The organism is Parasegetibacter sp. NRK P23 (genome assembly GCF_023721715.1).
GTDB lineage: Bacteria > Bacteroidota > Bacteroidia > Chitinophagales > Chitinophagaceae > Parasegetibacter.
On the sequence record NZ_JAMDLG010000001.1, the window covers coordinates 19,531 to 34,245 of the forward strand.

Genomic DNA, 14,715 nt, shown 5'->3' on the forward strand with positions numbered 1-14,715 from the left:
AACAGGTCAATTTATTTAAGTCGCGCCGCGCTTGCGGAGCGGAGGAGGATATATATGAAAACAGCACTACACTTATTGTTATACATGCTGCTGGCGGCGGGAAGCTATGCCCAGACTGCAAGAGTAATTCTGATAGGCGACGCGGGATTAAAAGATGACCAGCAACAACAACTGATGCGCCTTGCGGCGGAACAGGTATTGCCGGGCCGCACCACGGTATTGTTCCTGGGCGACAATGTTTACCCGCGCGGCATGAACCTGCCCGGACAGGGCGATTCCACCTGGGGACAAGGAATACTCCGTTCACAATACGAACCCATGCGCGCCAAGGGGGCGCCCGTTTATTTTATTCCCGGGAACCACGATTGGGACAGAATGGGGCCCGATGGACTCGCGAAAATAAAACTGCAATGGCAGTTCCTGGAAGCGCAGAACGATCCGTTGTTAAAACTGGTACCTGCGGACGGTTGCCCCGATCCCGTTGAAATTGAAGTGTCCGATAGTTTGTCCATCATCGCCTTCGACAGTGAATGGTGGCTGTTCCCTTACCCCAAAAACAATCCCGGCGCGGAATGCGCATGCCAGACAAAAGCCGATGTTGCGGAAAGGATGCAGGCTTTGTTGTACAAGAACCGCCATAAAGTGGTGTTGCTCGCTTCGCACCATCCGTTTGAAACCTATGGTGTTCATGGCGGGAGGTTCTCTTTTAAGGACCATCTTTTTCCGCTTACGGCCGCCAATAAAAACCTGTACATCCCACTCCCTTTGGTAGGTTCACTGTATCCTTTGTTGAGAACAGTGTTCACAAATGCGGAAGACAAAGGGCATCCGTTGTACAGGGATATGATCCGCCAGGTGGGCAAAGCCGCGGAAGCCCACCAGAACATGGTGCACGTTTCAGGACACGATCATGGGCTGCAATTGATTGAGAAGGAGATCCTTCAGGTAGTGAGTGGTTCAGGCGCTAAAAATTCCGCTACCTATAAAGGGAAGGGGAGCCTGTATGCCACTTCCCATAACGGATTTGTGGTGGCCGACCTGATGCCGGGCAACCAGTTGCTCCTGAAATATTTTACGGTGGAAGGTGAGAGGTTGGATAACGCTTACACGTATACGAAAAATTATAGTTCTGTTGCGGAGCAAGAACTTTCCGTGGCCCAGACCTACACCAAAGACAGCGCCACCGTGGCTATAAAACCAGCTTACGATAGTGTGTCCAGGTCGCACCGGCGCTTCTTTGGAGAAAACTACCGCAAGGAATGGGCAACGCCCACCACGATACCCGTGATCCGTGTTTCCAGTATCATGGGCGGACTGAAACCCACGAAAAGGGGCGGCGGTATGCAAACGAAATCGCTGCGTCTTGAAGATGCGAAGGGAAATGAATGGGTACTGCGTTCCGTGGAAAAAGCGCCGGACGTTTTGCTGCCCGAGGGACTGAAAGAGACCTTCGCCAGCGACTGGGTGGAAGATGCCATGAGTGCGCAACACCCTTATTCCGCACTCGTAATGCCGCCACTCGCCAAAGCGGCCGGGGTGCCGCACGCCGAGCCCATCATCGGTATCGTGGCCCCGGATCCGGTGCTGGGGGAACACAATGTTGTGTTCGCCAATAAAGTCTGCCTGCTCGAAAAAAGAGAACCCATCGGTTCGTCGGACAATACGCTGAAGATGTTGGAAAAGATCCGTTCCGATAACGACGATACCTTCGATGGCGAAATGTGGCTCCGTGCAAGATTGCTCGATATACTGGTAGAAGATTGGGACCGCCACGAGGACCAGTGGCGCTGGGCCGACACGAAAAAAGGGAAAAACAAATTCTACCTGCCCGTGCCCCGCGACCGCGACCAGGTATTCCATAAAACGGAGGGCTGGTTCCCGAAACTCGCTTCCAGGCAATGGCTCGTACCTACCTTGCAGGGTTTCGATGAACAGATCAACAGCGCCAGGTACTCGCTCTTCAAAACGAAGTTCCTCGACCCGTACCCCGCCACCCAACTCTCGGATGAAAGATGGCTGCAGGTGGTGAATGAATTTGTGTCTGCCATGACGGATGAAGTGCTGGAAGAAGCGCTTTCACGCCTGCCGGCGGAACAATACGCCCTGCGCCACGATGAATTGCTGCGCAACTTGAAAGGAAGAAGGTCCGAACTGGTTGCCGCCATGCAACGCTTCAGGAAATTCATCTCCAGGAAAGTGGACATCGCCGGTTCCGATAAGAATGAATTGCTCTCCATCAAAGAAGATGCTTCGGGTAACCTCGAAGTGCTGATGCAAAAGATCAATAAAGACGGGGAACTGAAAGATACCTTGATGCACCGCACCTTCTCCCGCGCGGTAACCAGCGAATTGCGTTTCTACCTTTTTGATGGCCACGACAGCGTGCACATAGCGAAAAATTCCGGCCATACAAAACTGCGGTTCATTGGCGGTAAGAAGAAACTGCCCATGCACTTTGAAGGCAATGCCCGTAACGCCAAAGTATATGCGCGACCCGGAAAACTGCTGGCTTATGGCGATACTACCGGCCTTCGGAAGAAATTGGGGACCGATAGTCTGCATACCGCGCTGGTACCCGTAAACCTCTACAATACCTGGATGCCGCTCCTTACCATCGGACTCAACCTGGATGATGGATTTATATTGGGTGGCGGTTTCCGCTATACCGGTAAATCCGGTTTCAGAAAACTGCCCTACACACATATCCAGGAATTTATGCTGGCCCATTCCTTTTCCACCAGCGCTTACCGGATGCGTTACCGCGGAGAGTGGAACCAACTGGTAGGGAAGGCCGACCTCACCCTCAACGCGATGATCAGGGCTCCGGACAATACCATTAACTTCTTCGGGCGGGGCAATGAAACCGACTATAAAAAGACCGGCGAACACATTAAATTCCACCGGACACGTTTTTCAGTTTACCAGTTCGATCCCGGGTTCCAATGGCGCAAACAAAAAGGGTTCAGCTACTTTATCGGCCCCTCGCTCCAGTATTACAAATTCGATGCGGAAGACAACGATGGCCGCTTCATCCAGCAAACCGGCAAAATCGGTTCTTATGACAGTGTTACCGTCAATAAGGCAAAATTCCACCTCGGATTAACAACGGGCCTGGAATTGGATAAACGGAACAACGTGGTCCTTACCAACTGGGGTTACAGGATTGCCCTGAGGCTGCAGGCTTACAAAGGGATGAACGGATTTTCGGAGGATTTCGCGCAACTTGTCCCGGAAATCAGCGTGTACAACAACCTGAATGCCCGTTCAACCATTGTGATGGGCAACAGGATCGGCGGAGGTGTTACCTTTGGAAGGTCGGCTTTCTACCAGTCCATGTTCCTCGGCGGGCAAAATAACCTGCTGGGCTACAGGCAATACCGGTTCGCGGGCGACCATAATTTCTACCACAACCTGGAACTCAGGATAAAACTGGCCAATGTGGCAAGTTATATCCTGCCCGGACAGGCTGGGTTCGTGGCGTTCAACGACCTGGGAAGGGTTTGGCAGAAAAACGAAGTGTCGCACCGCTGGCACCATGGGTTTGGCGGTGGGCTTTATTTCTCACCGGCGCAACTGGCGGTTTTTAACCTGCTGGTGGGAAAATCAAAGGAAGGATTCTATCCGTATTTCTCCATGGGGTTAAGGTTTTGAGGATCAGTAACGAAAATGGAAGTTTATGCAGGCAGTTTTACTCAATTTGAACCCGGAAGAAGATCTTTCTTTCTGTAAGAATTCCGATGTGCACCTTTCCTTCGGTCCCTTTCTCCGTTTTATCAGGGAAAAGGCTTCGAAAGAACAGACGCTGCGCAAGGATTTTTACCAGTATGTACTCGATAAATTCGCGCCCTATCCCGAATTGGAAGAAGGGGTGGATGTAACCTTACTGCACCAGTACAAAGATGTGCTGGAAGTAATGTACGCCCTGCTCTCCCCGTCTTTTGAAGAAGAGAAGGATGTATTGTGGGCGTTGGGAACGCCGCTCACACCTGTGGTGTTTTATGGTACCGACGCGCTTTACAGGCTCGTGGATGAAATGCAGCACGATAAAGTGTACCCCGATCATTGCACCATGTATGGTATGGAATTCAAGGACCATACCGTAAAGTTCATTTACTCCTTCATCCTCGAAAGACTGTTCAACTTTAAGTTCCTCCAGCGGGAAGATATGGTGTATTCCATCCGCGACGAACATACCGGTTTGAACAGGTACTTCAAAGTGAACCTGGATACACGTTTCCTGGAGGTGAAAGCGAAACAGCAACTACCGGATATTACTTTTGAAAACGTAGAATCCAGCATCCAGGAGCAACTCGACTTTTCCATCTTCGAAAAAATCCTTCCACTCGATCATTTTGCTTTTGAAGGCATCACGGTGATCACACTCACGGAAGTAACGGAAGAATACGCGGTGGAAAGCATTAAGAATATTATTCTGAATGATGCTTCTGAAAAATTATCCAATTGTTATGGAAACGTCATCGATGCGTTGCAGACCCTGGTGCAGGATAAGAAGATTGAATTCGGTATTTTCCCGCTGCTGCGCATCAATAAAAAACTGAAGTTCTATCCTGAAATCTGCCGCCAGAGCATTCTGCTGAGCATTGCCACGGGGCAGGGGCAGGCGGAAGGATTGTACCATTCGCTGGCGGAAGAATATGTGAAGAAGCCGCGGCTCATTTATTTCAGGAAGATCACGGGTGAACTGGCCGCCAAATATGAATTTTTGCAGATGTTGCACCACCATGGCGTGAGCGCTTATGCCCTGGTGCCCGTTTTCAACAACCATGAACTGGTGGGGATGGTGGAAGTATACACCAGGAAAGAAGATGTACTGGATGAAAAAGTAATGTCGCGGCTCGATCCGGCCATGCCGCTGCTCGCGCAATTACTCGTACATACCATTGAGGACCTGGAAACGCAGGTGGAATCGGTGATCAAAGATAAGTTCACGTTCCTTCAACCCGCCGTGCAATGGAAATTCAATGAAGTGGCCTGGAAATTCATGCGGGCCGAGATGGCGGGAAATGCCGCGCCACGCATGGAAAACATCACTTTCGAACAGGTATATCCGTTATATGGCGCTATCGACATCCGGGATTCCACTGTGCAAAGGAACAGTGCGCTCCACGTGGATTTCCGCCGCCAGTTCGGATTATTGGAACAAACCTTTTCCGCTTTGCGCGCGAAAGTGCCGCTTGCGCTGATCGATGAAATGATGTTCAAATGCCGCAAGAGAATGGAAGCGGTGGAGAACGGAGAGGCCGATAACGACCAGCTTTGGGTGAATGAATTCCTCGAAACCGAAGTGCATCCGTTCCTTGTGCACATCAGGCATTCCCATCCCGAAACGGAGGAACTGGTCAATAAATACTTCTCCGCCATAGATGACTCAACCGGTGTGGTATATGAAAACCGCCGTCGGCTCGAAGCCTCTATGCGCCTGGTGAACGAAACCGTGAGCGCACAACTTGATGTACTGAGCTCCGATCTGCAACAGCAGTTTCCGTTCTATTTCGAAAAATTCAGAACGGATGGGGTGGAATATGATGTGTACATCGGTCAATCGCTTTCCCCGGATAAAACCTTCAACAACATCTACCTAAAAAACCTGCGGTTGTGGCAACTGGATTCCATGGCGGCCATCGCCCGGAAAACACATGCGTTGCTCCCGGAAATGGCGGTGCCGTTGCGTACCACTCAACTGATCTTCGTGCACAGTCATCCCATCGATATCTCGTTCCGCAACGATGAACGCCGTTTTGATGTGGAAGGCACGTACAATATCCGTTACCACATCATCAAAAAACGGATCGACAAAGTTTGTATCCGCAACACCAATGAGCGGTTGACCCAACCCGGTAAGATCGCCATCGTGTATTTCAACCAGAAAGAAGCCGCGGAATATATTTCGTATATTCATTACCTGCAGGAGCAGGGCGTACTGCTGAACGATCTGGAAGAACTGGAACTGGAGGAATTGCAAGGCGTATCAGGTTTACATGCCATCAGGGTAGGGGTGAACCTCGCCTACGGAAATATGGAAAAAATAAAAAAGGAAAATAAAATCACCGGATTTGCATGAGAAAATCCCTTGCCCTCGCTTTCGTTTTTGCTGGAAATTTATTGGGTCAAACAGCATCCGCGCAGGACACCATGATTGTACAGGACCCGGTGCGCGTACCACTCGATTCCGTGGTTGAAATAACAGATACGCTTCCCGTTCAGCAGGAATACCTTCGGTTGAACTGGGCTTACGTTAAAACCATTCCGCAAGGATTTCTTTACACTGTGAAACAGCCTTTCCATTGGAAGGGCAAAGACTGGAAACGCGCGGGCATTGCTGGACTCGCTATCGGAACAACGCTCGTATTCGATTACGAGATCAAAAAGTTCACACAGGCCAACCGGACTACGTTCGGCAACGAAGTCTCCCGTGTGGTGGAGCCCTTTGGTAACAACTACTTCCCGTTCATTATGATGGGCATGCTCGCCGCCGGCAAAATAACAAAGGACCGCAAGATGGAACACGCCTCGTTGATGGGCGCCCGTTCCCTGCTGGTGTCCACGGCTGTGTACACCACCTTTAAAGGATTCACGCGGCGCAACCGTCCGGCCTATACCGACAATCCTTTTGACTTCCACACACCTTTTAAAAAGGAATATACCTCGTTCCCTTCGGGACATACCAATACGGCTATCTCGGTAGCTACCGCACTTGCGTTGGAATACAAACACATCAAATGGGTGCCGGTGGCCTGTTATTCCATCGCTGGTTTAACGGCTGTTTCCCGCATCTACGACAACCGCCACTGGGCCAGCGATGTACTGGTAGGCGGATTGATGGGGCATTTCATTACCCGTGGATTGTATTACTGGGAACAGAAAAGGGTGCAACAGAAAGCGCCCAAAACACCGCCGGTCCTGTAATTACACGAGTATGAAGGGGAGTGTTTCCACTTCTTTCCCGTTCACCACTATTCCCAACTGGTGAGCGCCTTTATGGTGTTTGCGCGTGGTAAGGTCCCGGAAACTGAGCTTTCTTTTGAACGTGTATTGTTTGCCGGGCTCAAGGCTGGTTTGCGACAACTGAAATATCTTTCTGCTTTGTGTGCCGTTCGCCTTCATATAATGTACGGCATATTCGATGCGCACGGGAGTAGCTTTCTTTTCGTTCATTTCAATGTTGAAGGAAAAACTCATTTCTTCCCCGATCTGTACTTTCTTTTTCGATAGTTTGAATGCGGTAACCGAAGTCTTCAGTTTCCCGCCCCAGCCAAAGAAGGCCAGCGCTTCGGGATCGGCTTTTTTCAAAAGCGTTCTGCTGCCGTGTTTCAGGATCCAGTCTGTTTCGGGAGAATAACCCTTCCATTTTCCAATCAGTTCTTTCACCACACCTGGGTGGTCCTTCGCGATATCGTTGAGGTTATTGGCCACACTTTTTCTCACAAACAGTGAACTGTCTGCTTTCAGGTTCTCCAGGATCGGCAGAATAGGGGCCGGGTCCTTTTTCAAAGCGGGCAGCGCCATGGCCCAGGGCAATCGCGGGCGGCAGCCCTCACTTGAGAACCGCCTTACATGGTGGTGCGGGTGTTCCGACCATTCCAGCATCTTGCGCAGCACCATTTCCTGGTCGGCTTTAAGAAAGGGACGTACCGCGAATTCACAGGAGATGAACTGCGTGATGGTCTCCATGGCGTTTAATGATTCCTGTGGATGCGCCAATCCAAATACTTCTATAAAATCAGGGAATATAAGATCAGCTAAGTGCCCGCCCCCGCGGGTTTTGTATATTTTTTCCAGCGTTTGGGTGAGCGCTTCTACCTGCCGTGAGAAATCGCCGGGAAGGTGAGCGGGTAATAGAAGTGTTACGTGCCGCATTCTTTCTTTCAGTTCTTTTCCTTCCCAATCGGGAGAAAATACCTGGGAAAGAAATGTTTTTTCACGGAAGGAGGGCACCGTTTTTTTCAGTGCGGAACAGAATAGCGAAAAGTATTGTGTATTGAACGAATCTTTGAGTAGAGAGGCCATAAGCAAATATAAGGTGTTGGAGCCTCACCCCGCCCCCTCTCCCTCGGGAGAGGGGCAATGTTTTTCATGCTCGAATAGTGTCGTGTGCAGCAAACTAAACCCCCACCGCCTCCTCAATAAATAGCTTCGCCTCTCCCGCAACCGCAGATGGCCTCTTCTTTTTCTCCTTAAACTTCCTGCCCCACCACACCATAAAACCGGTTACCGGCAAACTCGCGCAAATCAAACTCGCGAGGAACGCCAGTATCTTTCCCGGCAGCCCGGCGATGGCCCCGATATGAATATCGTAATTCGCTTCTATCAACTGTTCCCCTGCATTCTTTTCGGCATCGTTTCTTCTTTTCAGGAACTGCGCGGAATATTGGTCGAAGAAAAGTTCATCTCTATCGTGGTAAGTTTCTTTACCACGGTATCCGTTGATGCGGATGGGCGCTTCGGGCGTAGCGGGGGAGAGCACCGCGATCCTGTCGGCATCGGGCATACGCTTTAACGCATCGGTATAAGCGATATCGAGTGGATCGGTTCCGGTTGGCGTAAAGTTTTCCGGCTTAGCCGATACAACCTTCACCTGTTCCGGCGCTTTGGTGGAACCTGAGGCCGCGACATATACCGTGGCCTGCCACCATTTAAAGGCCCACACCATACCGGTGAGTGCGATCAGCAAAGCGGGAATAAGCGTATAAAAACCGAGCACATTGTGCAGGTCGTAATTTTTTCGTTTGAAGTTCGCGTTCCATTTGATGCGGAAGCTCTTCTGGCGGTTGGCGCGGTTCCATTTCTTCGGCCACCAGAGGATCATGCCGGAGATCAGCATCACCACAAAAATAAGCGTGGCATAGCCTACGATAGGCTGACCGTAAGGCGTGTTCAGCAACAAACTCCAGTGCAGGTACTTTACGGTGATGAAGAATTCCTTCATGTAATCCGTTTTCCCGGTAATGGCCCCGGTATAAGGATTCAGGTGCACCGACTGGTAGTACGCCACGGAACCATAAAAGGTGAGCGCCTTGGGGTCACCGCCTTTAAAGGCCATGAATTCCCAGGCTTTATCGGGTTGCTTGTAAGCCGTGAAGTTGCGGATCACGATGGAATCGCCCATAGCGGCCTGCGCGTTTTTGAGCAGGGTACTCACCGGCAGCGTCTGGGTATTGGCAGGAGGGGTAACGAAAAGCTTGTCGCGGTAAACCAGTTCGCTGATCTCTTTCTGGAACACGAAAATGCACCCGGTAAGGCTCACAATTAAAACCACAAGGCCGGAGCTAAGCCCCAGCCAAAGGTGGATCCTGCCGATCCAGTATTTAAAGTTCTTTTTCTTTTTGACCATGCAGGTGCGAATTTAGAACCTGAAACCGATACTTGCCGAGAAACGACGCGGCATTTGTTTTTCCACTGTGGTCCATCCCCCGAAATATTCTTTATCGGCGATGTTATCCGCTTTCAGTGCAAGACGGTATTTGTCGGCGTTATAGAATAATGTAGCATTCACAACAGTATAGGCTGGCAGCACGAAGGTACCTGTGGCCAGGGAGTTGGTGATATAATTGTCGCTGGCGTAGTTGCCACCGAATCCGGCGCCGAATCCTTTCATTTTACCGGCCCTGGCGGTGTAGCTGATCCATAGGTTGGCCAGGTTGGCCGGTCCCGCTGAGTTGGGCCTTCTGTCTTTCGTTGCAGCGGCTGAGTTTAGCATTTTGCTGTGGTTGTAGCTGTACCCCGCAACAATGTTCAGTCCGGGAATGGGGTTGGCGATAAGGTCGAATTCAACGCCTTTTGATTCCTGCTCTCCATCCTGGATGGTTACGTTCAGGCCATTTACGGTAATTCCCAATGACATGTTTGTTACGAGCATATCGTAGTAGCTGGCGGTAAGTGCCAGTTTGTGGTCAAACATATCAACTTTTACACCGGCTTCTTTCTGATCCACCTGCTGTGGTTTTAAATTAACCGGATAACCTGCAGCTTCATTGCCCGGAACAGGTGCGGTATTGCGGAAACCATTCATATAGTTGGCGAAGAGACTTACTTGTTTATCCACTACCTCATACACCACCCCAAATTTGGGCGAGAAAGCGTTCTGGTTGTATTTCCCTGTTTTCGCCGAGGTGATATGGTTGATGGTGGGTTTATTGTCGAAGTGATCGAAGCGTATGCTGGCCATTGCCATCAACCTGTCCGTAACATTGAACACATCTGAAATATAAGCGCTGTAGGTATAGTTGTTGGTGCGGCTTTTAGTGGCGCCGGCAGTGGTAGCGAGTTTGGCGTCCACAGCCGCGCGGGTAAGCATGCCATAGCGCGCATCATTTGGTTTCGTAACATTTACATAATCGAACAGAGCGTAAGCTGAATTATCGTTCACCGATTGGAGTTGCATGAAATCAAATCCGGCGATCACCCTGTTACGGAATTTTCCGATGTTAAAATCACCGATGAAGTTCTGCTGAATATCAGTTGTGGTGGAAGTAGAATTCTGGTAGTAGGCAAACCTGCTGAGCAGCGTGTCGTTGGCGGCTATCGGGCCACTGGCGCTTCCATCCAGGAACATCACATATGAATAATAACCATCACTCTTCCGCACACTTCTCGCCACGTTGGTTTGTGAGGTCCATTTGTCGGAAATCTTGTAGGTCATCTGTCCGAACAGATTCACGGTAGGCGTTTTATACGTGATGTCGTTGCTGGTGTACGACCTGTTGAAGTCCATATTCAGTTCTTCCGGTGTTCTGGCGATCAGTTGGCGGCTCCTGTTGAGGAATACCATCAGCGTATTGGTTGCTTCCGCGTTGTAAAATTCAGTATTGATCAGGAAAGAAAGTTTGTCGTTCGCTTTGAAAGAAAAGCTGGGGGCGAGGAACACAGATTTTTTGAAACCGGCATCCTGGAAACTTCCTTCAGAATGGTAAGCGGCGTTTACACGGAGCAAAGCCGACCTGTCTTCGTTCAAAGGCGTATTCACATCAGCGGTTACGCGGCTCAGGCCAAATCCGCCGCCGGTATAACTCACTTCTCCACCGAAGAAATCATAAGGCTTTTTGGTCACGATGTTCAGTAATCCCCCGAAAGAGATCAGGCTGCTGCCGAACAATGTACCGGAAGGACCTTTAATGGATTCGATCCTTTCAATGTTAGCGGGATCGATACCGCCATTGGTGAGTCCGGGTACACCGTTAATCATGGTGGGTTGTACACTGAATCCGCGCATGGAGAAATAACCCGCGCCATCGTTGGGGCGGCCGGTGGAACTCCAGAGCCTGCTTACACCCGGCGCGTTCTTCAGGGCATCATCAAAACTCACTACCATTTGTTCTTTCATCAGGTCCTTGGTCACCACATTATATACCTGAGGATTTTCTAAGTTGGTGAGTGGCATTTTAGCGACGGTAGCGCTGCTGCGCACCACCAGTTTATTTTTGGTGGATTTCACGATCACTTCCTGCAGTTCCGCGTTGGAAAGGTTAAGGCGGATGTTCACGGCGGTGATCTTGCCTTCTTCCACTTTAACGTCCTCAACATGTGTATCGTATCCTATTAAGCTGATTTCCAGTTGGTAAGTTCCCGCTGGAACATTGGTAAGGCGGAAAGTGCCATCTTCATCCGTCAAAGCGGTTTTTTTGGTGTTCTTCAATACAACGGAAACGGAGGCGCCGGGTACATCATCGCTGGTGGTGACCATCCCTTTAATGGTGCCGCCCGCATCTTCACCGGGTCCTGCGAGGGCCATAGTGCCTGCAAATAGTGCTAGTACAAACAAAAAAACTGGTGCTGACAGAGAAAATCGCTTCATCTTACTATCTTGTTGAATTGGCCGCAAAGTTCAGTCAGGGGAGAAAAGCGCGTTTACGCGATGAGGAAAACCATTTACGAAATGCGGAAAAATTATTCCGGCTTTGGCTTTGAGGGTATTAAGACAGAATTTTAGCCCGAAAAGTGATTAACAAGGTAAGTTTAAACGGAAGTTTTGAAAATCAGTTAAAATCCGTAAACTTTCCATTAATACCGGAAAACAGGGTAGAAGATGCCCGCTGTAATTTTGGTGTAAATTAAATATATCGCTCCTATGTGCAATGTAAAATGGAAAGGTGTATATCCCGCCTTACTGACCCCCTTCAAGGAAGATGATTCAGTAGATTTCGATATGTTCAAACTGAACCTGGATGCCCAGGTTTCGGCCGGAGTGGATGGAATCATCCTGGGAGGCTCTTTGGGCGAAGCGAGTTCTTTGCTGAATGAAGAGAAAAGAGATTTGCTGATTTATGCCAAAGAAACGCTGGATAAGGATTTCCCTGTGATCGTGAACATCGCGGAGCAAACCACCAAAGCGGCCGTGGCCCTGGCGCAGGACGCGGAAAAAAATGGCGCGGACGGTCTGATGCTGCTGCCCCCCATGCGGTACAAATCCTCCGATGAGGAAACGGTGGAGTACTTCAAAACCGTTGCCCGCAACACCACTTTGCCCATCATGATCTACAATAATCCCGTGGATTATAAAATAGAAGTAACCCTGGACATGTTCGAGGAACTCGCGAAACTGGATAATATCCAGTCTGTGAAGGAGTCCACCCGAGATGTTACTAACGTTACCCGGATGTTCAACCGCTTTGGCGACCGCTTTAAAGTGCTTACCGGCGTAGATACCCTCGCTACCGAGAGCCTTTGCATGGGTGCCGATGGCTGGGTGGCCGGACTGGTAGACGCGTTCCCCCGCGAAACCGTGGCGATCTTCCGCCTGGTAAAAGCCGGACGCATCCCTGAAGCCGTGGCGATTCACCGCTGGTTCCTGCCCGTATTGGAGCTGGATATCCATCCCAAACTGGTGCAGTACATCAAAATGGCCGCCGTGGCTACCGGTATCGGTTCCGAACACGTGCGCGCACCCCGCTTAAAAGTAACCGGAGCAGAACGCGCCGCCGTATTGAAAGTGATTGAAACCGCCCTCGCCACACGTCCCGAACTGCCCGATTACCTGAACCTGAAAATGGAAGAGCATGCAACTTACGCCTGATGCAAAGGCCCTGCGGTCGTTCAGTACCGTAAAAGGAGATTTTTTACCCGGTGATTTCGCCGTTGCTACCGATAATGAAGTGGAAGCCGCCCTGCAAGGGGCGGTCTCCGCGTTTAAAGACTATTCCCAGACTTCCGCCGCTGAGCGCGCCAGTTTCCTGGAAACCATCGCCCTTGAAATTATGGCGCTGGGGGAGGAACTGATTGAAAGGGCCCACCTTGAGTCCGGACTTCCGCTCGCAAGGTTGAACGGAGAACGCGACCGTACCGTGGGGCAACTCCGGCTGTTCGCCGCCGTGTTGAAAGAAGGTTCTTATGTAGAAGCCGTGATTGATCCCGCCTTGCCCGAACGCAAGCCACTGCCCCGTGCCGACATCCGCAGGATGAATATGCCCATTGGCCCGGTGGCTGTTTTTGGTGCCAGTAATTTTCCCTTCGCTTTTTCCACCGCAGGTGGCGATACGGCCTCGGCCCTCGCTGCCGGATGCCCCGTAATCGTGAAGGCACACCCTTCGCACCTGGGTACCAACGCGCTGATGACGAAAGCCATCCAAACCGCCGTCAGGAAATGTAACCTTCCTGAAGGAGTGTTCGCTTCCCTGAATGGAGACGGCATTGCACTGGGACAAACCCTGGCAAAGCATCCTGCCATTAAAGCGATTGGTTTCACTGGTTCCTATGCCGGCGGCATGGCGCTTTACCGCACCGCTACCGCTGAAAGAGCCGTGCCCATTCCCGTATACGCGGAAATGAGCAGCATCAATCCTGTGTTGTTGCTGCCCGGAAAACTCAAAGCCGACGCGGAAACACTTGCCGCAACGCTGGCAGGTTCCATCACACTGGGCGTGGGGCAGTTCTGCACCAATCCAGGTTTGCTGTTCGCTTTACAATCTGACGCTACAACGCAGTTTACCCAATCACTGGCGGAAGCCCTGGCCAAAGTACCCGGCGCCACCATGCTGAACGAAGGCATCTGCAAAAATTATTATACAGGCAGGAACAAACTTTCCCAACACAAAGGCGTAACCGTATTGCTGGAAGGGGAAGACGCTGCGGCTGGATTCAAAGGAACTCCCGCGCTGATGCAGGTTTCCGCCACAGATTTCCTCGCCCAGCCAGCCTTGCAGGAGGAAGTATTCGGTCCTTCCTCACTGTTGGTCGTATGCGAAGACGTACCACAAATGGAACAGGCCCTGCATGCGCTCCATGGCCAATTGACGGGTTCCGTTTTCGGAAATGCCGCGGATATTGCCGCTTTCGCCCCGCAGATTCATACGCTCACTGAAAAAGTCGGCCGCATCATTTACAATATGGTGCCCACAGGCGTAGAGGTTTGTCATGCCATGGTGCATGGCGGTCCATTCCCCGCCACTACTGATGCACGTACCACATCGGTTGGAGCAGAGGCCATCAAACGTTTCCTGCGCCCCGTTTGTTTCCAGGATTGCCCGGCAGAGATGTTGCCTGTGGCATTGAGGAATGAAAACACGTTGGGCATTATGCGAAAACTGAATGGTGAATTTACTAGAGAGAATGTATAGGAATTTTTGATGTTGGATTTTGAATGATAGATGAGGTTTAAAGTTTATAATCCATGATGCAGCAAAATAAAGCTCCATTTAACATTTAAAATTCATCATTCTATATTCAAAATTCATCGATTACAATAAATTCATTCCCCCGGCC

Annotated in this window: 8 protein-coding genes; 5 read left to right on the top strand and 3 right to left on the bottom strand. The window is 50.6% G+C overall.

Annotated elements, in window-relative coordinates:
• Positions 1–54 precede the first annotated feature (54 nt).
• Genes M4J38_RS00080 through M4J38_RS00090 form a run of 3 tightly spaced genes read left to right on the top strand, consistent with a single transcriptional unit; the run spans position 55 to position 6,927 of the window.
• Complete coding sequence (locus tag M4J38_RS00080; RefSeq protein WP_251757484.1) at positions 55–3,651, top strand: metallophosphoesterase; 3,597 nt, start codon at positions 55–57, stop codon at positions 3,649–3,651.
• A gap of 25 nt (positions 3,652–3,676) precedes the next feature.
• Positions 3,677–6,082 (top strand): GAF domain-containing protein, encoded by a 2,406-nt coding sequence (locus M4J38_RS00085; protein ID WP_251757485.1) that lies wholly within the window; start codon positions 3,677–3,679, stop codon positions 6,080–6,082.
• Entirely contained in the window at positions 6,079–6,927 is an 849-nt protein-coding gene (locus tag M4J38_RS00090) for a phosphatase PAP2 family protein (RefSeq protein ID WP_251757486.1), read from the top strand. The genes M4J38_RS00085 and M4J38_RS00090 overlap by 4 nt, the downstream gene beginning before the upstream one ends.
• Here the strand turns inward: M4J38_RS00090 and M4J38_RS00095 are convergent, their stop codons facing one another.
• From M4J38_RS00095 to M4J38_RS00105, 3 genes are all read right to left on the bottom strand, one after another.
• Positions 6,928–8,028 (bottom strand): DNA alkylation repair protein, encoded by a 1,101-nt coding sequence (locus tag M4J38_RS00095; protein ID WP_251757487.1) that lies wholly within the window; start codon positions 8,026–8,028, stop codon positions 6,928–6,930.
• A 94-nt stretch (positions 8,029–8,122) separates the two neighbouring features.
• A complete protein-coding gene (locus M4J38_RS00100) occupies positions 8,123–9,352 on the bottom strand; it encodes a PepSY domain-containing protein (protein WP_251757488.1) in 1,230 nt (409 codons plus the stop codon).
• A gap of 12 nt (positions 9,353–9,364) precedes the next feature.
• Entirely contained in the window at positions 9,365–11,749 is a 2,385-nt protein-coding gene (locus M4J38_RS00105) for a TonB-dependent receptor (RefSeq protein ID WP_251757489.1), read from the bottom strand.
• Positions 11,750–12,085: 336 nt separating this feature from the next.
• Here M4J38_RS00105 and M4J38_RS00110 point away from each other — a divergent pair, with 336 nt between their 5' ends.
• Together M4J38_RS00110 and M4J38_RS00115 are read left to right on the top strand one after the other, a co-directional pair.
• Positions 12,086–13,030, top strand: coding sequence for a dihydrodipicolinate synthase family protein (locus M4J38_RS00110; protein WP_251757490.1), 945 nt, complete (start codon positions 12,086–12,088; stop codon positions 13,028–13,030).
• On the top strand, positions 13,014–14,570 hold the full coding sequence (locus M4J38_RS00115; protein ID WP_251757491.1) for an aldehyde dehydrogenase (NADP(+)): 1,557 nt from the start codon (positions 13,014–13,016) through the stop codon (positions 14,568–14,570). The genes M4J38_RS00110 and M4J38_RS00115 overlap by 17 nt, the downstream gene beginning before the upstream one ends.
• Positions 14,571–14,715: the final 145 nt, after the last annotated feature.

What these genes read in the sequence shown, in the direction of transcription:
- M4J38_RS00110 (WP_251757490.1), top strand. Translation starts at nt 12,086, where the DNA reads ATGTGCAATGTAAAATGGAAAGGTGTATATCCCGCCTTACTGACCCCC.
- M4J38_RS00100 (WP_251757488.1), bottom strand. Translation starts at nt 9,352, where the DNA reads ATGGTCAAAAAGAAAAAGAACTTTAAATACTGGATCGGCAGGATCCAC.
- M4J38_RS00085 (WP_251757485.1), top strand. Translation starts at nt 3,677, where the DNA reads ATGCAGGCAGTTTTACTCAATTTGAACCCGGAAGAAGATCTTTCTTTC.
- M4J38_RS00080 (WP_251757484.1), top strand. Translation starts at nt 55, where the DNA reads ATGAAAACAGCACTACACTTATTGTTATACATGCTGCTGGCGGCGGGA.
- M4J38_RS00095 (WP_251757487.1), bottom strand. Translation starts at nt 8,028, where the DNA reads ATGGCCTCTCTACTCAAAGATTCGTTCAATACACAATACTTTTCGCTA.
- M4J38_RS00105 (WP_251757489.1), bottom strand. Translation starts at nt 11,749, where the DNA reads ATGGCCCTCGCAGGACCCGGTGAAGATGCGGGCGGCACCATTAAAGGG.
- M4J38_RS00115 (WP_251757491.1), top strand. Translation starts at nt 13,014, where the DNA reads ATGCAACTTACGCCTGATGCAAAGGCCCTGCGGTCGTTCAGTACCGTA.
- M4J38_RS00090 (WP_251757486.1), top strand. Translation starts at nt 6,079, where the DNA reads ATGAGAAAATCCCTTGCCCTCGCTTTCGTTTTTGCTGGAAATTTATTG.